The sequence below is a fragment of the Aerococcus sp. BD502 genome (assembly GCF_057919555.1).
On the sequence record NZ_CP147972.1, the window covers coordinates 1,819,651 to 1,842,361 of the forward strand.

Here is a 22,711-nt window from a genome sequence, read left to right on the forward strand (position 1 = left end):
ATGTTACGTTCTCATTATACTTGGGAGGAGGTCGCTCCTCTACCCAAAGAAGAACAGGAAAAAATAGCAGAAAAGCTTGATATTTCTCCTTTCTTAGTAAAAGTTTTAAAGCAACGTGGTTTAACATCAGCTGAGGAAATGGCGCAGGCCTTGGAGCCACCTCAGCGTCTTCATGAGCCAACACTGCTATTTGATATGAAAAAAGCGCTTAATCGTATATTACACGCCATTGAAAACAATGAAAAAATATTAATTTATGGCGATTATGATGCGGACGGCATTACAAGTGCTTCGATATTAAAAGAAGCTTTTGAGATTCTGGGCGTAGAGGTTCTTGTCTATCTACCCGATCGTCAGGTTGATGGCTATGGCCCCAACCAGGCCGTCTATGAATATTATCTTCGGCAGGGTGTCACCTTAATTATTACTTGTGATAATGGTGTTAAAGGTTTTGAAGCAATTGCCTACGCTCAAAACCAGGGAACAGACGTTATCGTTACCGATCATCATGAATTGAGTGATGAACTGCCAGAAGCTTATGCGATTATTCACCCGAGACATCCTCTAGGCGAGTATCCTTTTGGTGATCTCTCAGGAGCAGGGGTGGCTTTAAAATTAGCTTGGGCTTTATTAGAGGAAATACCCTACCAATTATTCGATTTAGCGGCTATTGGTACGGTGGCTGATTTAGTAACGGTTCAAGATGAAAATCAAACGATTATTGCCTTAGGTCTAGATCAATTGCGACAGACAGATCGTTTGGGTTTATTAGCCCTTTATAAGGAATTGGCTATTACACCAGCGCAAATTGATGAAGAGACCATTAGTTTTCAAATTGCTCCGCGTTTAAATGCTTTGGGACGGATCAGTAACGCTAATACAGGTGTAGATTGTTTGACAACTTTTGATGATCATCTTGCCCATAATACCGTCCTAGAAATGGAAAAAATCAATAATGAACGCAAGCAAATTGTTGAGAAAATTTGCCAGGAAGCTAAAGCACAACTTGACAAAACACCTAGCCTCCATGAACAAAATCTCCTGATTTTAGCCAATCGGAATTGGCATGAAGGGGTTTTAGGTATTGTTGCTAGCCGATTGGCAGAACAGTATAAAAAACCGGCTATTGTACTAACAGAAGCTAGTGATCACAAACATTACAAAGGCTCGGCCCGCTCGATACCTGGTGTTAATATCAATTCCTTGCTTGTTAAGACGAGAGAATATTTGGTGAATTTTGGGGGCCATGAAATGGCAGCTGGTTTAACAGTAGAGAAAACGGCCTTTAATGATTGGCTAAAGGTCATAAATAAAAAAGCAGCCGCCTCTATAGCTGGCTTAACCAAAGAAAAAAGGCTGGCAATTCCCATTGATGCAACAGACATTTCCTTAACTCATATTCATGAGCTGGAACGTCTGGGACCTTTTGGGGTAGGGAATGAAATGCCACTATTTACCATGAAAATTCATGAAGGGGCGCAAATACAAAGGATTGGCAAAGACCAAAATACGTTAAAAATAGTTTCTAATACAAAGCAATATCATTTTCAAGGTATCGGTTTTCGGATGGGAGACTATCAAAAATACTTAACCTCAGGAGCTCCTTTTGAAATTCTTTTTGCGATCAAGAAAAATGTGTGGCAAGGTAAAGAATCAGCCCAAGCCATTATTATGGATATTAAACAAGAGGCACCAGCAGTCTTTGATTTGCGGCAGGTTCGAAATAAAGATACGTTATTTTCCTTAGAGAAGACGTACTATCTTTTCTCTGAGCCAAAATACCTAAAAGCTTATCAAAACTTATTGCCCAAAAATAGTAAGGCGGGCTCGGTCGCTGAATTTATTGAAGCGCCTGAGGAGACCTTGCATAACTTACTCATTTTTGATTGTCCCGTAAGATTAGAGGCTTTGCTAAAAGCAATTCGTGTTAGCCAAGTCCGTAATATTTATCTTTTTGCTTTTTCGCCTTGGCGAGCTTATTTAACAGGTTCACCGACGCGTGAAGAACTGGGCAGAGTTTACCAGTATTTTATGCAAAAGCCCGCTTTGCAATTGAAAAATAAAATGACTGCTTTAGCACGGTATCTAAAACTTGCGCCTCAAAAATTAAAATTAATTCTAGAAATTTTCTTAGAAATGGGACTGATGGAACAGCAGTCAGAGCGGCTCAGGTTACTACCCACTAAAGATAAAGTTAATCTAAAAAATTCAGAGATTTTAAACCACTACCTCAATTTAATCGAAAGTGAAAAACTTTTCTTATATAATGACACGCAGAGAATTGCTGAAATTATTTTTGACCAGGAGGAAAGTCATGAATTTTAAAACTTATATTGAAAATATTCCCGATTATCCTAATGAAGGTGTGACTTTTCGGGATATCACCCCTTTGCTAGCTCATGGTGAAGCTTACCAAGAAGCGATTAATCAACTCGCTGAATTCGCTAAGAAAAAGCAAGCCGATCTCATTGTAGGGCCCGAGGCACGTGGTTTTGTGGTCGGGTGTCCTTTAGCCTATCATCTAGGTTTGGGCTTTATTCCTGCAAGAAAAAAAGGAAAACTACCCCGAAAAACGGTATCTAAAAGTTTTGCCTTGGAATATGGGGAGAGTACTTTACAAATTCATGAGGATGCTATTCAGCCTGGCGAGCGTGTCTTACTGGTTGATGATTTACTGGCGACAGGGGGAACGATAGAAGCAACCAAACAATTAGTTGAACAACTCAACGGGAAAATTGTGGGCGCAGCTTTTATGATTGAATTGACCGCCTTAAAGGGACGGGAGAAAATTTCCGATATCGATGTTTATTCACTCTGCCAGTACAATGACTAAAAATAAAGGCTACTCAAGCTTCTTTAAAACTGAGTAGCCTTTTTTTATTCCAAATGTTCCCGGTATAAACTAACCACCCGACCAATAATATCTACCCGATCTAAAATAATGGGTTTCATTTTTCGATTCTCGGGCTGGAGTCGAATAAAACCATCTTCTTTAAAAAATCTTTTACAGGTGGCTTCGTTATTATCAGTCAAAGCGATGACAATATCACCATTTTCGCAGGTTTCTTGCTCCCTAACGATGACATAATCGCCATGGTAAATTCCAGCATCGATCATGCTTTCTCCCTTAATTTGAAGGGCAAAGAGAATCTCTTCCTTTTTAGTCACTTGTGGGGCAATGGGTAGGTATCCGTCGATATGTTCTACGGCGGTAATCGGTTCACCTGCGGTAACTTTGCCGATAATAGGAATTCCTAAAGAGTAGATGCCTAAGTAACTAAAGCCTTTTTTGGTGATCTCCAAAGCGCGTGGCTTCGTCGGGTCTTTTTCAATATAACCATTTTTCTCTAAGGTTTTTAAATGACTATGAACAGTAGAAGGTGAGGATAGTCCCACAGCCAAGCAAATTTCACGAACAGTTGGGGGATAGCCATTTTCTTCAACACATTGATAGATATATTTTAGGATTTCAGTGTGACGTGAATTCATCAAATCCCTCCCTTCCTATTAGCCTTATTCTAGCATTATTGGCTTGCTTTGAACAAGTGTTTGCCTAGGTTCTTGCCGGATCGACATAAACGGTTTTTTGTTCGAAATAATTGACAAAACCTGGTTTTCCGCCAGAAGGTTTTTTCACATGTCGGACCTGTGTATAATCAACGGGGATGTTTCTGGACTGACTGTATTTAGAAAAACGAGCTGCTAATGCTGCTGCTTCTATAATTTCGGTATCTGTTGGTGTTTCCGTGGCTAAAATAACATGACTTCCAGGAATATTTTTTGTGTGAAACCAATAATGCTTTTTATTCGCTTTTTTAAACGTTAGGTGATCGTTTTGCTTATTGTTTCGTCCCACATAAATCCGATTGCCTTCAGAAGACTTGAAAGTTCTTGGCTGACTCATCGGGGACTTTTGCTTCTTTCGTCGACTTTTTTGCTTTTTGATATAACCTTGTTCTTCTAGTTCTTCTTTAATTTCTGGTAAGTCCTCTTGTTGGGCTAAATCTAATTGCACTTGAAGGCTATCTAAATATTCAAGTTCGTTTTCTAAGACTACTTTTTGTTTCTTCAAGTAGTGCTTTTTGCGCTTTAATTTATTGTAGCGTTCAAACAAATTTTGGGCATTCATAGCGGGAGATATCTTGGGATCTAATGTAATCGTGATGGGTTCGTTATTATAGAAATTGATTAATTTAACCTCACTGCTATTATCGGCAATTTGATACAGGTTAGCGGTTAGAACTTCTCCTTTAATGCGATAATTTTCCATTTTATCTATTTTTTCTTGGTCTTTATGGAAATTATCTTGCTTTTTTTTCAGATGCTTAAGCCGTTGATCTAACGCTCTTTGAATTTCCTTTGCTAATTGATTAGATTTTTGCAGGTTAGCATGTTCTTCTCTGACATGATCCAATAGGGCACCTAGGCTATCGAAATATACTTTTTCTTGCTTAATAGACCGATAATCGATAGGAAAATATGAAATTTGTTTTTCATTATTAACGAGGTTAGGTGAGGGGTCATCCAAGTCGGTTAAAAATTCCTTGAAAACTTGAAGTTTATTGTTAGGAGCTTTTTTTAAGCGATAAGCCAATTCTCTCCCACTCATTGTCCCAAAGCCCAAGAAAGTAGTCACCATATCTTTGGCGTCTGGTTTAATTTCTTGGATATAGTTTTGGTTTTCTTCTCGAAAAGGATCAACTTTATTTTGCTGGGGTGGGAAAAAATATTTACCGCCCGGCAGTAAAGTTCGATAGCTATTTTTGAAGGGGGGGACATGTTTAATGCAATCTAATATTATTCCGTTTTTATCGACAAGTGAAATATTGCTGTGTTTCCCCATCAATTCAAGGATAAGACGATAGAGTTGGTCTTCACCAAATTCATCCCGGAGGTATAGTTCAAAGTAAATAATCCGATCATTAGCTACTTGTTCAATTTTAGTAATTTGACTTCCCAGAATATATTTTCTAAGGACCATACAAAAATTATAAGGTTCGGTTGGAATTGAATATTTATTTTGAGTGAGATGAACGCATGGGAAGGAGGCATGGGCAGATAAAGAAAGCTTTTTTTGCTGACGATTTTTTTTAACGGTCATTAATAATTCTAACTCTTGGGGTTGTTGAATTTTTTGAATTCTTCCTCCCAGTAGATTTTGTTTCAATTCTCCTACCATGGCGTGTACAAATAAACCATCGAGTGCCATACAATCCTCCTTTATTTAGCCATTTAAAAAAGTACAGTCAGAAAAACTGATCTGTACTTATTCTAACATGATCGTCAATAGCTTAAGCAAGCTGTTGGAGACGATCAGGACGAAAACCGTAGAAAGGTTCTTCTCCTTCAGCAGTGACAACAGGAAGGGCTTGAAAGCCTAGACTTTTTACAGTGTCTAAAGCTTCTTTAGATTGAGTAACATCGATGGATTCAAAAGAAATATTTTTATCGGTTAAAAATCGTTTGGTAAATTGACATTGCATGCAATTAGGTTTGGTATATACGGTAACCATGCTAATCCCTCTTTCTTTAATATAGACACAATATATAGTATACTATGTGAGATGTCAAGCACTACATATACTTTTATAGCAAAAAATGGAGTTAAAGGTGTAAAGAAAAAATCGCAATTGTGTTATAATAAAATATTGAAGAAGGGGTCGTAATGAATAAAATCAGCAAAAAATTATTGCAAGAATGGCTTCCTCTCCGGAAAAAAACAGCTTATAAGAATTGCTTTGGCCATCTTGTTATCATTGCTGGGAATGAATTTATGGGCGGAGCAGCGATTATGGCCAGCGAAGGAGCTATTCAGTCCGGAGTTGGCTTGCTGACAATAGTCACTCATCGTACTAATTTTGCCAGTATTCACGCCCGTTTGCCAGAAGCAATGGTCATGGATATTGAACAAATAGACGTTTGGACGAACCAATTGCATCAGCGAGCGACAGGGATTGTTTTAGGCCCCGGCTTGGGAAATAATTATCAGCAATTCTCAAAAATTTGGCAAAGCTTAAAATGGTTTTCGCAAGTACGATATTTGGTCCTTGATGCGGATGGCCTCCATCACTATTTGGCTTTGCCTACAAAAGAAAAAAAATTACCTTATCCGCTAATATTGACTCCTCACCCAGGAGAATTTGCTGCTTTTGTTGATCAGCAGCTTGTAAGTTCAGATGAACATGCAATACTGGCTTGGGTCAGGGAGAACCATTTTATTTTGGTGAAAAAAAGTGAGGAAACAAAAGTTTACCTACCTTGTGATGATAATAATATTTGGGTAAATCCCTTTGGTAATCCAGGGATGGCGACGGGAGGTATGGGGGATACACTTGCAGGTATGATTGGTGGCCTTGGAGGTCAATTTCATGATCTTCCTTTAGGAGTTCTCTTTGCGGTTGGTTTGCATAGTTATTGTGCCGATCTGCTCTATAAAGAGCAATATAGTGTCCGGCCAACAAACGTCAGCCAATTATTGCCCAAAGTTATGGGAGAATGGCGAAATAAAAAATTAAAGCAACGAGACCGGCATTCGTAATTTGAGGAGGTGTTATAATGACAAGGCATCATCGTACGCCTAGTGCAGCTATTGTTTTTGTAAGTCGAGAGGGAGAAAGCGGGACAGAAGTCCTTCTTCAACATCGTAATCAAACCCATATGCTTCCTAATATTTGGGATGGCGTGGGTGGACATGTTGAAGCTGGAGAAAGCGTTCGTGAAGCTGCCCAAAGAGAATTAAAAGAGGAAGTAGGCCTCGATATTGCAATTGAGGATTTATCTTTTCTGATGGTGACCCATAATCAAATAAGTCCGACTGAGCGATACTACAATTTTTTCTTTAAAATTGACCGTTTTAATGGAACTCCAGAAATTTTAGAGCCTTATAAGCATGATGCCCTTCAATGGTTCTCTCTAAAAAATTTACCCTCACCTATTATCACGGATCGAAATCTTGCTTTAACACACTGGCAAGAGCCTCTGGGCTTTTTGGAGCTTAATACGGAAAGTGATGTTAAAAAATAGGGGCTAGGATTAGCCCCTACTTGGTGTTAAGATCGTAAGTCAAAAGTGCCTTTTTCAGTCATAATGATATCAATTTTTTGATCATATTGATCTGTTGGAATATCCTCAACTTGTAGTCTAGAATAAAAAGGAAGTAAACTGGTGCCTTTAAATTCTTTGAGGAAGCGATCGTAGAAGCCGCCTCCGTAGCCTAAACGCTCCCCTTTATTGTTACAAGTGACACAAGGCATGATAACCAAATCGATATCAGCTGGGCCTAACTCCTTAGCGGAAGATGCTGGTTCTTCAATATTGTAAGGCCCACTAATGAGTTTATCACCGGGTGCATATTCGTGAATACGCATATCTCCTGGTCCGGCAACGCGGGGAATCCCTGTTATTTTTCCAGCTTCATGGGCTGCTTTAATCACCGGCTTCGTATTGAATTCATAAGGCATCGGCATGAATAAGAAAAGACTTTTTGCTTTTTTAAATTCGGGATGCTCTAATAGCTTATCCACGATGATCTGATTAGCGTCTTGATAGTAGCTTTCAGATAGTTCTTTGCGTTTGGCCAAAACTTTTTTTCTCAGTTGTTTTTTACTTTCCATTTTTAGCCACCTCCGATAAGTTCATTATAGCAAAAGCAGCTTGAACATTGAAATTTCTGCTTAAATATCCTTGAGGAGGATTCATATGATGATTGGCGTTAGAGTATATTGCCGTATTTTTGGTGCATTTAATTTAAAGGATAAACGCTCCGTGATGAAAAGTCTCCTTAAAAAATTAGCACATCGCTATAATATTGCAATTGCTGAAGTAGATCTTCAAGATCATATTCAAAAAGCTTGCTTTGCGATTGCCACTCTTAGTCATAATGAAAATGAAGGTAAAAGTAAGCTAGCAGATCTGTTAAAGAAGGCGGAAACGTATCACCCAATTGAAATTTACCAAACAACCTGGCTCTATAGTGTTGAGGAGAATGATTAATGAAACAGAGGATGTCTTGGGATGAATATTTTGCAGGTCAAAGCCTAATGCTTTCTATGCGCAGCACCTGCCAACGACTCATGGTTGGAGCGGTTATCGTCCGGGAACGACGTATTATAGCAGGGGGCTACAATGGCTCAGTTAGCGGAGAGGTGCATTGTATCGATGAGGGCTGCCTGGTGGAGGAAGGCCATTGTATAAGAACAATTCATGCTGAAATGAATGCCTTATTGCAGTGTGCGAAATTTGGGGTACAGACGGAAGGAGCAGAAATCTATGTGACTCATTTTCCTTGTGTGCATTGTACCAAAGCTTTAATCCAAGCTGGAATCAAAGGTATCCATTACCTGTATAACTATCATAATCATCCTTATGCCATCCATTTATTAAAGGCGTCTGGTGTAGAGACTAATAAAGTTGAACTCCCAAAAGGTTTCTTCACTGAGCATGAGAAACTTTTTGAAAGTAATTTAAAAGATCATCAATAAGCACATTAATTTTGACTAACCATTAATAAAAAATTTTTGAAGTCATTTATCAATTTGTTAGGAGTCTTGTTGCTATGCTATTTGTCTTCATGTCCCTTGTCGGTAATACGAGGCAGTTCATCCATAAGTTAAACGAGCCAAGCCTTGAAATTACGGATGCTAATGCTTTTAGTGAAGTTCATGAGCCTTATATTATGGTCGTGCCTACTTATGAAATTGAAGTCACCGATATTATGAATGATTTCATTGAGACTGGGGATAATTTAAATTATTGTCGTGGTGTCATTGGCGGCGGGAATCGAAATTTCAATGATTTATTTTGTTTCACTGCTCATGATCTTTCACTAGATTACGGCATTCCCGTCCTGCATGAATTTGAATTCATGGGTTCACCTAACGACGTCAAAACAGTAAAGGAGTTGGCTAAAAAAATTGAAAACGCCGAAGGAAACTGTGGAACCAAATGAGGTTACCTATTTTAGATTAAATAATGAACTGAATATTCCCGTTGATAATCGCATTCCTTTGGAAAAAGATCAGGAAGCAGTTCGAGCTTTTTTTTGGAACATGTTAATCCTAATACGGTTTTTTTCTATACCTTTGAGGAAAAGATTAATTACTTGCTTAACCATGACTATTTAGAAGCTGAATTTATTGAAAAATATGAGCGAGATTTTATTTATCAATTAATGCAAACAACTTATGATCGAAAATTTCGCTTCAAGTCCTTCATGGGGGCTTTTAAATTTTACAATCAATATGCGATGAAAACCAATGATGGGAAACGATATCTCGAACGCTATGAAGATCGGGTTGTTTTTAATGCCCTTTATCTGGCTGATGGCGATCCCGAATTAGCTGTTCGTTTACGAGATGAACTCATTTCGCAACGTTTCCAACCCGCCACCCCCACATTTCTTAACGCAGGTCGAAAACGCCGGGGTGAGATGGTCTCTTGCTTTTTAATTCAATTAACCGATGATATGAATTCTATTGGACGTGGTATTAATTCTGCTTTGCAGCTGTCTAAACGCGGTGGAGGTGTGGGGATTAACCTCTCTAATTTACGTGAAGAAGGTGCCCCCATTAAAAAGGTCGCCAATGCTGCTTCCGGCGTAGTTCCTGTAATGAAACTTTTTGAGGATTCTTTTAGTTACGCTAATCAACTGGGACAAAGAAATGGAGCAGGCGTGGTTTATTTAAATATTTTCCATCCTGATATTATTCGTTTTCTTTCCACGAAAAAGGAAAATGCTGATGAGAAGATTCGTGTAAAAACTTTGTCCTTGGGCTTAACGGTACCCGATAAATTTTATGAATTGGTAGCTGCTGATGAGGTGATGTATCTCTTTAGTCCTTATGATGTAGAAAGAGTTTATAACAAACCATTTTCATATATAAATATTACGGAGGAATATGAAGCTCTCGTTGCAAATCCTAAAGTAAAGAAGTATAAAATCCAAGCTCGAGATTTGGAAAATGAAATAAGTAAATTACAGCAAGAGTCGGGTTACCCTTATATTGTTAATATTGACACTGCTAATGAAAGTAACCCAATTTCGGGGACTATCACCATGTCTAATCTGTGTTCAGAAATTCTACAGATTCAGGAAATATCCGAAATAGCCGATGATCAGCATTATGAAGTATTGGGTACTGATATTAGCTGTAATTTAGGTTCAACGAACATGGTCAACATGTTAAACTCGAGTGATTTTCCTCAATCAGTGGATACTGCTGTTCGTGCATTAACCTTTGTGACTGATGCGACCGATATTGAGGCCGTGCCTTCCATTAAAAATGGGAATCGAAAGTACCACACCATAGGTTTAGGCGCCATGGGCTTACACACCTTATATGCGATTAATCAGATCGAATATGGTTCCGACGAGGCTTTGGAATTGGTTGAGGCTTATTTCTACGCGCTTAACTATTGGACCCTTAAAAGCAGTCATCAAATTGCTCGTGAACGCAAGAAGACGTTCGCCGGTTTTTCCTCTTCGGCCTATGCAGATCAAAGTTACTTTAACCGATATATTGAAAAGCCCTTGGTGATTAAGAGTCGTAGGGTAAAGGAAATATTAAAAAATGTTCCTTTACCCAGTCAGGAAGACTGGCAAAAACTGGCTCAGGCCGTCAGTGAAGACGGACTTTACCACGCCTATCGTCTCGCTGTAGCTCCAACGGGGTCAATCAGCTACATTAATGAAACCAGTGCAAGCTTGCAACCCATTATTCGCTTAATTGAGGAGCGTCAGGAGAAGACAACAGGAAAGACCTATTATCCTGCCCCTTATCTCTCAAATGAGACGATTGAATATTATGAGTCAGCTTATGATATTGATATGAGACGGGTAATTGATGTATACGCTGCTGCCCAAAAGCATGTGGACCAGGGGATGTCGATGACTCTGTTTATGCGGTCCGAAATCCCTGAAGGCTTGTATCCCTGGAAGGAAGCAGGAGATACTAAATTGACGACTAGAGATTTAAATATCTTAAGAAATTATGCTTGGAATCAAGGGATAAAGTCGATTTACTATATTAGAACTTTCACCGATGATGGCGACGAAATTGGCTCCAATTACTGTGAAAGTTGTTCGATTTAGGAGGTTAGCATGGGACAGTTAGATAACGACATCTATATCAATTCTATTAAAAATTGGCAACGTGAACACGCTGAAGGAAGAGCTAAATATTACAAAGCCATTAATTGGGATGATATTGAAGATATGATTGATAAATTGACCTGGGAAAAATTAACCGAGCAATTTTGGTTAGATACGCGGATTCCTGTTTCCAATGATCTTGATCATTGGCGTCAACTTTCACAAGCTGAACAAGAAGTAATCGATAAAGTTTTTGGCGGGTTGACCTTATTGGATACTTTGCAATCTGAAGAAGGCGCGTTAGTACTTTTGCCTGATGCGAGAACCCAACAGGAACGGGCAGTTCTCAGTAATATTCACTTTATGGAATCTGTGCATGCGAAATCTTATTCCACCATTTTTATTACTTTAAATTCTTCTAGTGAAATTGATGATATTTTTGACTGGACGAATACGAATGACCTTATTCAATACAAAGCTCGAACCGTAAATGAAATTTACCGGACAGGCTCCGCGCTTCAGAAGAAAGCCGCCAGTGTATTACTAGAATCCTTCCTGTTTTATTCGGGTTTCTATGCTCCTCTATGGTATTTAGGTAATAATAAATTGCCAAATGTAGCCGAGATTATTAAACTCATCTTGCGAGACGAATCGGTTCATGGGACATATATTGGCTATAAATTTCAATTAGGTTATCGAGCACTAAAAGAAACTGAACAGGAAGAAATTAAAAATTGGGTTTTTGAGCTTTTATACCAATTATATGAAAATGAGGAAAAATATACGGCTACTATTTATGATGAAATTGGATGGACAGAAGAGGTTAACACCTTTGTTCGCTATAATGCCAATAAGGCTCTTCAAAATATGGGCTTTGATGCACTATTCCCAGACACGGCTGAGGACGTTAATCCGATTGTGATGAATGGTATTTCCACAGGGACTTCGAATCATGACTTTTTCTCCCAAGTAGGAAATGGTTATTTATTAGGTGAAGTTCAGGCCATGCAAGATGAAGATTATACCAAATGGGCAGTCAATCACCGACGCGAACAAAGAATGGCCTATCGTAAGGCTAAAAAAGAAGCTAGGAAAAAGAAATAATGAGTCCAACTCCCATCACAAGCTTGTTGATGGGAGTTTAAGCTACAAAAGTAAAGGGTTTAGCTTTAGATTTAAAAAGAATCTATTATTACTATATAATATAAGAATACGCTATGATTAATAGTTAATATGCTGGTAAGTAGGATTTAGAAAGGCGGCAAAGCTTATGAAGATCTATCTTGATATGCTAGCTTATCTGTTAAAATATGGAAAAAAGAAAGACGATCGCACTGGAGTGGGAACACTTTCAATTTTTGGCTATCAAAATCGCTACAATTTAAGCGCTGGCTTTCCATTGTTAACGACCAAAAAAATTCCTTTTCGATTGATTGTGAGTGAATTATTGTGGTTTTTACATGGCGATACCAATATTCAATATTTGCTCGAACACGATAACCATATCTGGGATGAATGGGCTTTTGAGAAATGGATTAACAGTGAGGCTTATCAAGGTCCTGATATGACTAATTTTGGGTTAAGAGCTAATCAAGACCCTGAATTCCGGGCACAATATGAACAGCAACTCAAAATTTTTACCCATAACATTCTTAATGATAATGATTTTGCCAAGCGATTTGGTGATTTGGGTAATATTTATGGCAAGCAATGGCGAAATTTTGAAGGCAAGGAAGGCCGTTCAGTTGATCAAATTCAGCAACTTATTGAAAATATTAAGACGACACCGGACTCTAGACGCTTAATATTAACGGCCTGGAACCCTACAGAAATTAAGAGTATGGCTTTGCCACCCTGTCATATGATGTGCCAATTTTATGTGAACGATGGCTATCTTAGTGGGCAACTCTACCAAAGAAGTGCTGATGTGTTCTTAGGGGTTCCCTTTAACATTGCCTCCTATGCCTTACTGATCCATTTATTAGCTCGGGAAGCAGGCTTAAAAGCGGGGGAATTTATTCATACCTTTGGAGATCTTCATCTCTATCTTAATCATATTGAACAAGCTAAGAAACAATTAACTAGAGAGCCTCGTAATTTACCTGATTTAGTGATTAAAAATCCGGAGGCTGATATTTTCACGTTGAAGCCGAAAGATATTCAAGTAGAGAATTATACCCCAGCCCCTGCTATCAAAGCCCCAGTAGCTGTTTAGTTTATCATTAGCACTCAAATATAAACCCTAAACCCTTCCTGAGGCCTCGAGATTAACTCTAAGTAAACTTGCTAAGTTTAAAAATTTGCTTTAGTGTTGAAATAAGTTAAAATTTTAGGCTGATTAATATTTGAGGAAGTCATTTGTTAATATAGTCATTTTATTTAAGGAAGAATCTAATGAAACATAGAAAATTATTTAATCATGATCTGCTCAGTAGTGGTATTCGGCGTTTAAAGTATATTCTGTCACTCTTGTTAGCCTTCATCTTAGGTCTTATTCTGATGTGGCTGATTGCCTTTAAACCTGGGCTGAGTAGCCAACATCAGAGCAACTTATCTTGGCAGGATATTAAAAAAATTCAGGAAACTTACCAAACAATTCAAGAGAAATATCTTCAGGATATTCCCCATGATAAAATTTTAGATGGCGCTTTGAGCGGCATGGTAAAGGCTACAGATGATCCTTTTTCCAGTTATTTAACTAAGTCCGAGAAAGAGGCCCTGCAAGAATCAATGGAAAGTAGTTTCGAAGGCATTGGAGCCCAAATTGCCAGTGAAGACGGCCGTATTAAAATTATTAGTCCGATAAAAGACTCTCCAGCAGATAAAGTGGGGCTTAAACCTAATGACTATATCATTAAAGCCGATGGAAAAGATTTAACTGGCCTTTCTGCCGACGAAGCCGTTAAGATTATTCGCGGCAAAGCGGGAACAGAACTCGAATTAGAAATTCTACGAAATGGTAAAGAGAAGAAGGTCAGCTTAAAGAGGGCAAAGGTCCCCATTACGACCGTCCATACTGAAATTTTAGATGACCATCAACATATTGGCTACCTGCAAATTACTGAATTTTCTGAGCCTACCTATGACGAAGTTGTAAAAGCCTTAAAAAATTTCCAAAAGCAAAATGTTCAAAAAATAGTATTGGATCTGAGAAATAATCCGGGTGGCTTATTGCCAAGTGTCTTACAGATTGCCAATATCTTCTTGGAAGATAATGATACTATCGCTAAGGTGGAAGAAAAATCAGGCCAGCAAGAAATCATGAAGGCAAATGCAAAGCAATTAGGGTCTTACCGAACGGATATACCGCTCACCATACTCGTCAATGAAGGCTCAGCGAGTGCGAGTGAAATTTTAGCAGGTGCCTTGCAGGATAATCAACGGGCACAGCTGGTGGGGGAGAAAACCTTTGGTAAAGGAACGGTACAAACCGTATTTGAAGTTGATGACAGTAGTGAGTTGAAATTGACGGTGGCCAAATGGCTAACGCCTAAGGGCACTTGGGTCCATGAAAAAGGCATTGAACCTGATCAGAAAGTCAAATTACCGAATTACGCTGAACTAACCCTTATCGATCTCAGCAAAACTTACCAATTAAACGATGAAGGCGATGAAATTTTAAATATTCAAAAAATGCTTAGTGCCTTAGATTATTTGCCGGATGAAGAAGTTAATTCACAATTTAATGACAAAATGCTAAAAGCTATTCAGAGCTTTGAAAAGGATAAAGATTTAGCACTTTCGCAAGATAAGTTGAATCGCGAGACTGAGGTGGCTTTAGTTCAAGCGATTCAGAATAAAATCAAAGAGAATGATACGCAACTGGCAGAGGCTAAGAAAATATCGGCCGAACAATAGCTGGAATGTGAGGGAAATAAATGAAACAATTTTTTAAAGAGGTTGGCCAAGCATTAATCCCCATGATTATTGCGGTCATTTTAGTTTTAATTGTTAAGGAATTCTTCTTTTACCCTGTAAGAATTTCCGGAGATTCGATGTATCCCTTCCTGCAAAACGGAGAGCGAGCCATTGTTCAACGGAACACAAAAATAAAAAGGGATGATATTGTTGTTTTTCCTGGCCCTGATTCGCCTAAGGATGAATATATTAAGAGAATTATTGGCTTACCCGGTGATGAAGTAACTTATAAAAATAACCAGCTTTATATTAACGGCCAAAAAATAGATGAAAGTAAGCGAGCTATTACCGAAAGTGATGATTTTACTTTGCAGAATCTGACCGGACAAAAAGTAGTACCTGATGGCTATTACTTTGTTTTGGGTGATAATCGTCCTGTTTCCAAAGACAGTCGGTATTTTGGTTTTATTTCCGACGAAGATATCGACGGCGTGGCAAAGTTCCGTTTTTGGCCGTTCAGTAAATGGGGGAGCTTGACTAATAAATAGACGGAATGAGGAGTTGGTTTTATGATTCAATGGTATCCGGGTCACATGGCAAAAGCCAAAAAGCTTATTCAGGCGCAACTTAAAAGAGTAGATCTTGTGCTTGAAATTCGAGATGCGCGAGTTCCTCTGAGCTCTGCTAATCCGATGTTTGCCGATCTATTTTCAAGTAAAATGAGCTTGCTTGTATTAACGAAAGCTGATTTAGCGGACAAAAGAGTTACCGAAACTTGGGTTCAATATTTAAAAAATGGACAAACTGAAGTTGTAGCTTTAAATGCAAAAAATTATTCTCATGTTCAGGGTCTGCGACAAAAAATTCAACAAATCGCAAGTCCGTTACAGAAAAAATGGCAAAATAAAGGGATGAAAAAGCAACCTATTCGTGTTATGGTCACAGGGATTCCTAATGTCGGCAAATCCACCTTAATCAATCAGCTTCTTAAAAGAAAAGTGGCTGCCATCGGTAATAAGCCTGGAATTACTAAAGGAGAACAGTGGCTAACTGTTGATAAGGATCTAAGCCTCTTGGATACCCCCGGTGTTCTCTGGCCTAAATTTGAGGAGCAAACGACGGCGTATAAACTTGCCGCCATCGGAGCTATCAAAGAGACTCATTACCACGCGGATGATGTTTGCCTATTTGCTTTAGAGGTCCTTATAGACCATTACCCTGCGCTTTTAAAAAAGGCGTATTCATTATCAGATACTGACCTTGAGATAGCCTTGCCTGAATTATTATTGCTTATCACTAAAAAAATGGACCTTCGAGACGATTATGATGAAGCCAGTCAAAGAATACTTCGTGAATTACGAAATGGTCGGCTGGGAGCGTTTAGTTTCGAATTCCCTAATAGTGAGTTGGTAGCAAATGGTAAATAAAATTCCTCCTTGGTCGCTAAAGAAAATTCGGGAGTATTTAATGAACCGTGAATTACCAATTCCTGATGAACTTTTATTAGCCTTAGAGGAAGATTCTAGAAAAGGGATGCGAACCATTCTCAAGCAGTACAACAAAAAACTGAAGCAAAAAGAAGCAATTAATAAACAAACGGAGGCTTTACGAAAAAAAGAAAAAGAGCTTTATGGGGCAGGCTACTATGCTATAGCTGGGGTCGACGAGGCGGGAAGAGGCCCTCTAGCCGGTCCCGTGGTAGCGGGAGCAGTCATTATGAAAAGAAATGGGGCTTTGCTGCCTGTTCGTGATTCTAAAAAACTCTCCCATGCCAAGCGTGAAGCACTGAGACAGCAAATAAAAGCAGAGGCCCTTGCTTATGCTATTGGAATAGCTAGTGTACGTGAAATTGAACAGCTAAATATTCTAGAAGCTACAAAATTAGCAATGAAAAGAGCTTTGGGAAACTTAAGGCAGCCCTTCGATTATTTATTAACCGATGTTGTACACTTATCTCAAATTTCCTGTCCGCAGGAAAATATCGTCAAGGGTGATGAGCAAGTATATGCGATTGCAGCAGCTAGCATCCTCGCTAAGGAGTATCGGGATGAACTGATGCAGCTGTATAGCCGTTTATATCCAGCTTATGGTTTTCATAAAAATAAAGGCTATGGAACTGCCACTCACCTTAAAGCGGTGAAAACTTATGGTTTAAGTCCAATACATCGACGGACGTTTAAGCCTATTCAAGATAGGCTTTAAAATAAGATTTCTAAGTTGTTTCGTATAACCAGTAAAGGAGCTGGTTAATATGAAGCAAAGAGAACAACTTATTTATCTCGTGGAATCAGGAGCGATTCCTTATGAAAAACTATTGTATTGGTATTCAGGGCAAAGGAGTTTAAAATTATCAGCGAAAGAAGCTCGTCGTTTACAGGATTTTAAAAACCGTTATCCTTGGTCGCACTTTGAGGAGTTGTACTATTCTAAAAAAATTAGTCCCCTCATTTTAGGTGAACACGAGTATCCTTTTCGATTAAGTGAAATATATAGGCCCCCACTTGTGATATTTTGTCGTGGCGATCTTAAGCTACTGAAAACACGCTGCCTATCAGTTGTTGGGAGTCGGAAAATGTCAAATTATGGGCAACAAATGGTTCAAAATATAATTCCTGAAGTGAGTTCCCATCTTACAATTGTTAGTGGTTTAGCTTTAGGGGTGGACGGTGAGGCTCACCGCATGGCCATTCGCTCGGGTGGTCGTACGATTGCGGTTATTGGTTCCGGACTGGGTAGCTATTATCCGGCTCACCATCGAAAATTACAGGAATATATTGAAAATAAGCATTTGCTTATCAGTCCTCTGCCTTATTATGCTGGCGTTCGTCGCTGGCATTTCCCTTATCGGAATCGAACAATTGCAGGCCTCTCCTCAGCGGTTTTGGTGGTTGAAGCTGCTCGAAAGAGCGGTAGCCTTATTACAGCAAATTATGCCTTGCAAGAGAATCGTGACGTTTTGGCCATCCCAGGGGCTCTGACTCAGCCTCTTTCAGCAGGTTGCAATGAATTAATCCAAGCCGGAGCTAAAATGATCTTAACGGGCCGTGATATTTTGGAAGAGTATCATTCACAAATGTTTGACAATAAAACTTTATTTACTTATGATGAATAACGATTCGAAAATGATGGATAGAAAGGGGCTTTTCTTTGGCCTTTAAAAATTTAGTTATCGTAGAATCGCCTACCAAAGCGAAAACAATTGAAAAGTATTTAGGTCGACAATATAAAGTAGTGGCTAGCAAAGGTCATTTACGTGATTTACCAAAAAGTAAGATGGGCATTGATATTGACAATGCCTATGCCCCGCATTACATTACAATTCGCGGCAAGGGGCCTATCACTAAGGAATTAAAAAAGTATGCTAAGAAAGCAAAGAATATTTACTTAGCCTCTGACCCAGATAGGGAAGGGGAGGCCATTGCCTGGCATCTGGCTTATATCCTAGGCTTAGATCCCAAAGATAATATTCGGGTGACTTACAATGAGATCACCAGAGGGGCCGTGAAAGAGGCTTTCAAACACCCGCGCCCCATTGATCACGATTTGGTTGATGCCCAACAAGCGCGTCGTATCTTAGACCGTTTGGTTGGCTACAGCCTATCGCCAATTCTCTGGGATAAAGTGAAAAAAGGCTTATCCGCTGGACGGGTTCAGTCTGTTGCTTTAAACCTCATTATTAATCGAGAGCGAGAAATTAAGAACTTTAAACCTGAAGAATATTGGACAGTGACAGGGTTATTTAAAAAAGATCGGAAAAAATTTGAGGCAAAATTAAATCAATATCAAGGGAAAAAAGTTTCTTTATCTAATAAAGATGAAGTCGACGCCCTGCTTAAGCAAATCACTCATTCGATATTCACGGTTAAAAATTTAAAGAAGAAAAAACGATTCAGACATCCACAAAAACCTTTTACGACTTCTTCCATGCAGCAAGAAGCTTCGAAAAAATTAAAATTTAGAACAAGAAAAACGATGATGGTCGCCCAACAGCTCTATGAAGGGGTTAAATTGGGACGTTCATCAGCTACGGGGCTAATTACCTATATGCGTACTGATTCAACACGTATCGCAGATAATGCGCGTGAAGAAGCTCATAAATTTATTGAAGGTACTTATGGCGCTGAGTATGTGGGTAAGCGAAAATCTGGCCAGCAAAAAAGCACTAGTCAGGATGCTCATGAGGCTATTCGTCCCACTCAGCCTAGTTTAAGGCCGCAAGAGATTGAGCAATATTTAACCAAAGATCAATATAAACTCTATAGTCTCATTTGGTGTCGGTTTACGGCCAGCCAAATGGCCTCCGCAATCTATGATACGATTGCGTGTGATCTTGTCCAAAATGATTTTTCCTTCCGGGCGAATGGGTCAAAAATAAACTTTTTAGGTTACCAGAAGGTTTATGGCGAAAATAATGAAAAAGATACCATTCTACCTCCTCTTGAAAATAATGATGAGGTGGAAAGTATCAAAATTACGCCTGATCAGCATTTTACCCAGCCGCCAGCTCGCTATACTGAAGCTAGCTTGATTAAAACTCTAGAGGAGAATGGAGTAGGGCGGCCCTCTACCTATTCCCCTACCATCGAAACTTTAATTAAACGTTACTATATTAAGATTGCCGCTCGTCGCTTTGAGCCTACCGAACTCGGTGAAATTGTTAATGATATCATAGCAACCTATTTCCCTGATATTGTTGATATCCAGTTTACCGCTGACCTAGAAAACCGTCTCGATGATATTGAAAGTGGTAAAGAAGAATGGATTCAAGTGGTTGATAATTTCTACCAGCCTTTCTCCAAGGATCTTGATAATGCGGAAGAAAAAATTGAAAAAATCAAGATTAAAGATGAGCCCGCTGGCTTTAAATGTGAAAAATGTGGCCACGAAATGGTCATTAAAATGGGCAAATATGGGAAGTTTTACGCCTGCAGTAATTTCCCAGAGTGCCGTAATACCAAACCTATCGTCAAAAAAATTGGCGTTACCTGTCCAAAATGCCAAAAAGGCGACGTTGTAGAGAGAAAATCCAAAAAGAATCGTCTATTTTACGGCTGCAGTCGTTATCCTGATTGTGACTTTGCTTCTTGGGACAAGCCCATTGGTAGAGATTGTCCCGTTTGTGGTCACTATCTGGTTGAAAAAGCAAAACGAGGTAGCAAGCAAGTCCTGTGCAGTCATTGTGATTATAAAGAAGATGTGCAAAAAGGTGGATAGGATTAAGCCTTTATCCCTTGATAAAGGCTTTATTTTATTATACAATTTGTTTTGTGTTATTTTTATATACAATTTATAATATTCATACACTTAGAAGAAGTGATTCATATGTTTAAAGCAGTGAAAGCATTTCAGCATTATCTAAAAGTTGAATGCCAATTTTCAGATGAAACGATCACAAGCTATCTGAAGGATTTAGAAAAATTCATCAATTTTTTAGAGGCATCAGGATCTCACGACCTGTCTTCGGTTCAACTTTCAGATGCGCGCTTTTTTGTTGCTCATTTACATGAATTAGGACTTAAACCCTCATCGATAAAACGTTATATTAGTAGTTTGCGGCATGCTTTTGCTTTCTTTGCTCGTGAAAATATCATTAGTGAGAATCCATTCCGCTATCTAAAAGCTCCTAAGCTTCCTAAATTACTGCCCGATTTTTTCTATGAAGAAGAGATTAGAGAGATTTTAAAGCAAATCCCTAGGCAAACACCGCTGGAACAGCGAAATTACGCTTTATTTGAATTCCTTTATGGAACAGGTGCACGGGCGAGTGAAGCTGTGAACTTACGACTCGTCGATATCAATTTAGAGGACCAGTTAGTGCTGTTGCATGGTAAAGGGGGTAAGGATCGGTATTTACCTTTTGGCTCATATTGCAAAAAAGCCTTGCAGCAATATTTAAATGAGGGACGAGAGACTTTACTTCAAGGGCAATCATCATCTTATCTGTTCCTAAATTACCAGGGTGAGAAGCTGACGACTAATGGTTTGAGATTTATCCTAAATAAAATAATGAAGGAAAGTGCAACCCAATTGGCCATTCATCCTCATAAACTGCGCCATTCTTTTGCAACGCATTTGCTGAATCATGGGGCAGATATTCGGACCGTACAAGAATTACTGGGCCATGCCAGTTTATCCACGACACAAATTTATACCCATTTATCGCGGGACTCTCTTCGAAAAAAATATAATACTTTTCATCCGCGTGCCAAAAGATCAGAAAAAGAAAGGTAGCATTATGTCAGTTGAAAAAGTTTTGTTCAAAATCCGCCAAATAAAAGATACCTTAAAATATTCCAGCTATTCTCTGGAGCCCCAATGTGAAGATTTTCCTTTTCAGCCTTTGGTCGAGCTAACAGCAAGTATTTTACAAGCGAATACTTACCTAGTCAGTGCCTCCGGAGAATTATTGGGTTTATTCACTGAATTTAATAATATCAATAGTGAACGGACCCTAGGTATGATGAACAGCAAACAATTAACTCCTGATTACATGCAGCTGATTCGTCAATTGGACCGAACTTTAGAAAATATTTCAATTGATGATGAAAGAACAATTTTTGCCGAAGAAATTGCGGAAGAATTTCCAAACGGAAAAACGGCTATTATTCCGATGTCAGGCTCGAATCGAATTATTGGCTACTTTATTCTCGCTCGGCCTGATAGTACATTTGATGATAGTGATATGATTCTAGCAGAATATGTAGCCACTGTTTTAGCCATTGAATTAGATCATCACATCATGCTCGAAAAAAATAAAAAACAACAAAAACGTGATATGATCGCCAAGGCAATTAATTCCTTAAGTTACTCAGAATTGAATGCTATTCGTATTATTCTAGAATTTGCCGATTCTCCAAGCTTTAATATTACTGCTTCGCGCATTGCTGAAGATCGTGACATCACCCGCTCTGTTATTGTTAATGCCTTAAGAAAATTGGAGTCGGCAGGAGTCTTAATGTCTCAATCCTTGGGGACAAAAGGGACTTATATTGACTTATTTTCGGAAGAAAACTTATCGATGCTTCGAGAAGGCTTGAATAAATCACCACGCTAGAATCGCTTACTTCTTTTTCCGAAAATTTATTTTTCTTTCGGTTCCTTGAATAATACGTTGAATATTAAGCTTATGACGATAGATGACCAGTAAAAGCAAAGCTGTTATAATAATTCTTAAAAACCAATCATCAGATATCGTATAACTTAGGATCATTGCCGTAAATACACCAACCATGCTGGAAAGGCTAACCAGCTTAGATAGAAATAAGCACACAAAAAATGCTGATATCCCTAATAGTGAAATGATGGGGGTATAAAACAAGCCGAGTCCGAAGCTCGTCGCAACCGCCTTTCCGCCCTTAAATTTTAGAAAAATAGGAAAGATATGGCCGATCACGCTGGCTAGGCCAAAAACGAGGGGATGCCAAGTTATTAAAGTCGAGCAACTGCTTGCAAGTAAAACGGGGAGGCCGCCCTTTAACATATCAAGTAAAAAAACGAACGTACCGCCGAAAGGTCCATAAGCACGAAAGGCATTAGTGGTACCGATGTTTCCTGAGCCGACCTGACGGATATCTTGATGGTAAATATAGAGACCTATCAATAGGCCAAAGGGAATCGAACCTAAAAGATAGGAAAGAAGTAGCAAAATTAAATTATTTAACAAACTAATCAGCTCCTTTTTAGTAGTATAACAGAAAAAATGCTTGGCTAGTTCAATAATCACTAAGGAGCTTTTTTAGATTAGCAGTTGAAAGGATGAGGCGC

The 22,711-nt window shown here is 38.9% G+C and carries 22 protein-coding genes and 1 pseudogene; 18 read left to right on the top strand and 5 right to left on the bottom strand.

The features are described from left to right. Both recJ and WF803_RS08710 read left to right on the top strand, forming a co-directional pair. Positions 1-2,325, top strand: a complete 2,325-nt coding sequence (recJ, locus tag WF803_RS08705; protein ID WP_489611080.1) for a single-stranded-DNA-specific exonuclease RecJ — start codon at positions 1-3, stop codon at positions 2,323-2,325. Beyond that, complete coding sequence (locus tag WF803_RS08710) at positions 2,315-2,833, top strand: adenine phosphoribosyltransferase (protein ID WP_489611081.1); 519 nt, start codon at positions 2,315-2,317, stop codon at positions 2,831-2,833. The genes recJ and WF803_RS08710 overlap by 11 nt, the downstream gene beginning before the upstream one ends. Positions 2,834-2,877: 44 nt before the next feature. On the opposite strand, the gene lexA is transcribed toward WF803_RS08710, so the two are convergent. The 3 genes from lexA to nrdH form a co-directional block, all read right to left on the bottom strand. Then, a complete protein-coding gene (gene lexA, locus WF803_RS08715) occupies positions 2,878-3,489 on the bottom strand; it encodes a transcriptional repressor LexA (protein WP_489611082.1) in 612 nt (203 codons plus the stop codon). A gap of 64 nt (positions 3,490-3,553) precedes the next feature. Next, a complete protein-coding gene (locus WF803_RS08720) occupies positions 3,554-5,209 on the bottom strand; it encodes an Rqc2 family fibronectin-binding protein (protein WP_489611083.1) in 1,656 nt (551 codons plus the stop codon). An 82-nt stretch (positions 5,210-5,291) separates the two neighbouring features. Next, entirely contained in the window at positions 5,292-5,513 is a 222-nt protein-coding gene (gene nrdH, locus WF803_RS08725) for a glutaredoxin-like protein NrdH (RefSeq protein WP_489611084.1), read from the bottom strand. A 152-nt stretch (positions 5,514-5,665) separates the two neighbouring features. Between nrdH and WF803_RS08730 the strand changes: the two genes are divergently transcribed. Both WF803_RS08730 and WF803_RS08735 read left to right on the top strand, forming a co-directional pair. Then, positions 5,666-6,538 (top strand): NAD(P)H-hydrate dehydratase, encoded by an 873-nt coding sequence (locus WF803_RS08730; RefSeq protein WP_489611085.1) that lies wholly within the window; start codon positions 5,666-5,668, stop codon positions 6,536-6,538. Between the two features lie 17 nt (positions 6,539-6,555). Then, a complete protein-coding gene (locus tag WF803_RS08735; protein ID WP_489611086.1) occupies positions 6,556-7,023 on the top strand; it encodes an NUDIX domain-containing protein in 468 nt (155 codons plus the stop codon). 26 nt (positions 7,024-7,049) lie between these two features. Here WF803_RS08735 and WF803_RS08740 read toward each other — a convergent pair whose 3' ends face one another. Continuing rightward, positions 7,050-7,613: a 5-formyltetrahydrofolate cyclo-ligase gene (locus WF803_RS08740; RefSeq protein ID WP_489611087.1), complete on the bottom strand. Its 564-nt coding sequence runs from the start codon at positions 7,611-7,613 to the stop codon at positions 7,050-7,052. Positions 7,614-7,698: 85 nt separating this feature from the next. On the opposite strand from WF803_RS08740, the gene WF803_RS08745 reads away from it, so the two are divergent. The 14 genes and pseudogenes from WF803_RS08745 to WF803_RS08810 all read left to right on the top strand — a co-directional run bounded on the left by WF803_RS08745 (position 7,699) and on the right by WF803_RS08810 (position 22,001). Beyond that, the gene (locus WF803_RS08745) at positions 7,699-7,992 is read left to right on the top strand and encodes a DUF503 domain-containing protein (protein WP_489611088.1); all 294 of its coding nucleotides are present in this window, start codon (positions 7,699-7,701) and stop codon (positions 7,990-7,992) included. Next, the gene (locus tag WF803_RS08750) at positions 7,992-8,480 is read left to right on the top strand and encodes a ComE operon protein 2 (RefSeq protein WP_489611089.1); all 489 of its coding nucleotides are present in this window, start codon (positions 7,992-7,994) and stop codon (positions 8,478-8,480) included. The genes WF803_RS08745 and WF803_RS08750 overlap by 1 nt, the downstream gene beginning before the upstream one ends. A gap of 74 nt (positions 8,481-8,554) precedes the next feature. After that, the gene (gene nrdI, locus WF803_RS08755; protein WP_489611090.1) at positions 8,555-8,947 is read left to right on the top strand and encodes a class Ib ribonucleoside-diphosphate reductase assembly flavoprotein NrdI; all 393 of its coding nucleotides are present in this window, start codon (positions 8,555-8,557) and stop codon (positions 8,945-8,947) included. Continuing rightward, positions 8,913-11,089 (top strand): annotated as a pseudogene (gene nrdE, locus WF803_RS08760) (class 1b ribonucleoside-diphosphate reductase subunit alpha). Before nrdI ends, nrdE begins: the two are co-directional and overlap by 35 nt. Positions 11,090-11,098: 9 nt before the next feature. Then, entirely contained in the window at positions 11,099-12,193 is a 1,095-nt protein-coding gene (nrdF, locus tag WF803_RS08765) for a class 1b ribonucleoside-diphosphate reductase subunit beta (RefSeq protein ID WP_489611091.1), read from the top strand. A 166-nt stretch (positions 12,194-12,359) separates the two neighbouring features. After that, the gene (locus WF803_RS08770) at positions 12,360-13,304 is read left to right on the top strand and encodes a thymidylate synthase (protein ID WP_489611092.1); all 945 of its coding nucleotides are present in this window, start codon (positions 12,360-12,362) and stop codon (positions 13,302-13,304) included. A 179-nt stretch (positions 13,305-13,483) separates the two neighbouring features. Continuing rightward, complete coding sequence (locus tag WF803_RS08775; protein ID WP_489611093.1) at positions 13,484-14,947, top strand: S41 family peptidase; 1,464 nt, start codon at positions 13,484-13,486, stop codon at positions 14,945-14,947. A 20-nt stretch (positions 14,948-14,967) separates the two neighbouring features. Continuing rightward, positions 14,968-15,495 (top strand): signal peptidase I, encoded by a 528-nt coding sequence (gene lepB, locus WF803_RS08780; RefSeq protein WP_489611094.1) that lies wholly within the window; start codon positions 14,968-14,970, stop codon positions 15,493-15,495. A gap of 21 nt (positions 15,496-15,516) precedes the next feature. After that, entirely contained in the window at positions 15,517-16,374 is an 858-nt protein-coding gene (ylqF, locus tag WF803_RS08785; RefSeq protein WP_489611095.1) for a ribosome biogenesis GTPase YlqF, read from the top strand. Then, positions 16,364-17,149 carry a ribonuclease HII gene (gene rnhB, locus WF803_RS08790; protein WP_489611096.1) on the top strand — a complete coding sequence of 262 codons (786 nt, stop codon included), beginning with the start codon at positions 16,364-16,366 and terminating at the stop codon, positions 17,147-17,149. The genes ylqF and rnhB overlap by 11 nt, the downstream gene beginning before the upstream one ends. Positions 17,150-17,198: 49 nt before the next feature. Further along, the gene (dprA, locus tag WF803_RS08795) at positions 17,199-18,059 is read left to right on the top strand and encodes a DNA-processing protein DprA (protein ID WP_489611097.1); all 861 of its coding nucleotides are present in this window, start codon (positions 17,199-17,201) and stop codon (positions 18,057-18,059) included. Between the two features lie 35 nt (positions 18,060-18,094). Continuing rightward, positions 18,095-20,161: a type I DNA topoisomerase gene (gene topA, locus WF803_RS08800; RefSeq protein WP_489611098.1), complete on the top strand. Its 2,067-nt coding sequence runs from the start codon at positions 18,095-18,097 to the stop codon at positions 20,159-20,161. Positions 20,162-20,269: 108 nt separating this feature from the next. Further along, positions 20,270-21,178, top strand: coding sequence for a tyrosine recombinase XerC (locus WF803_RS08805; protein WP_489611099.1), 909 nt, complete (start codon positions 20,270-20,272; stop codon positions 21,176-21,178). A 4-nt stretch (positions 21,179-21,182) separates the two neighbouring features. Continuing rightward, positions 21,183-22,001, top strand: coding sequence for a GTP-sensing pleiotropic transcriptional regulator CodY (locus WF803_RS08810; protein WP_489611100.1), 819 nt, complete (start codon positions 21,183-21,185; stop codon positions 21,999-22,001). Between the two features lie 6 nt (positions 22,002-22,007). Here the strand turns inward: WF803_RS08810 and plsY are convergent, their stop codons facing one another. Beyond that, complete coding sequence (plsY, locus tag WF803_RS08815) at positions 22,008-22,610, bottom strand: glycerol-3-phosphate 1-O-acyltransferase PlsY (RefSeq protein ID WP_489611101.1); 603 nt, start codon at positions 22,608-22,610, stop codon at positions 22,008-22,010. Positions 22,611-22,711: the final 101 nt, after the last annotated feature.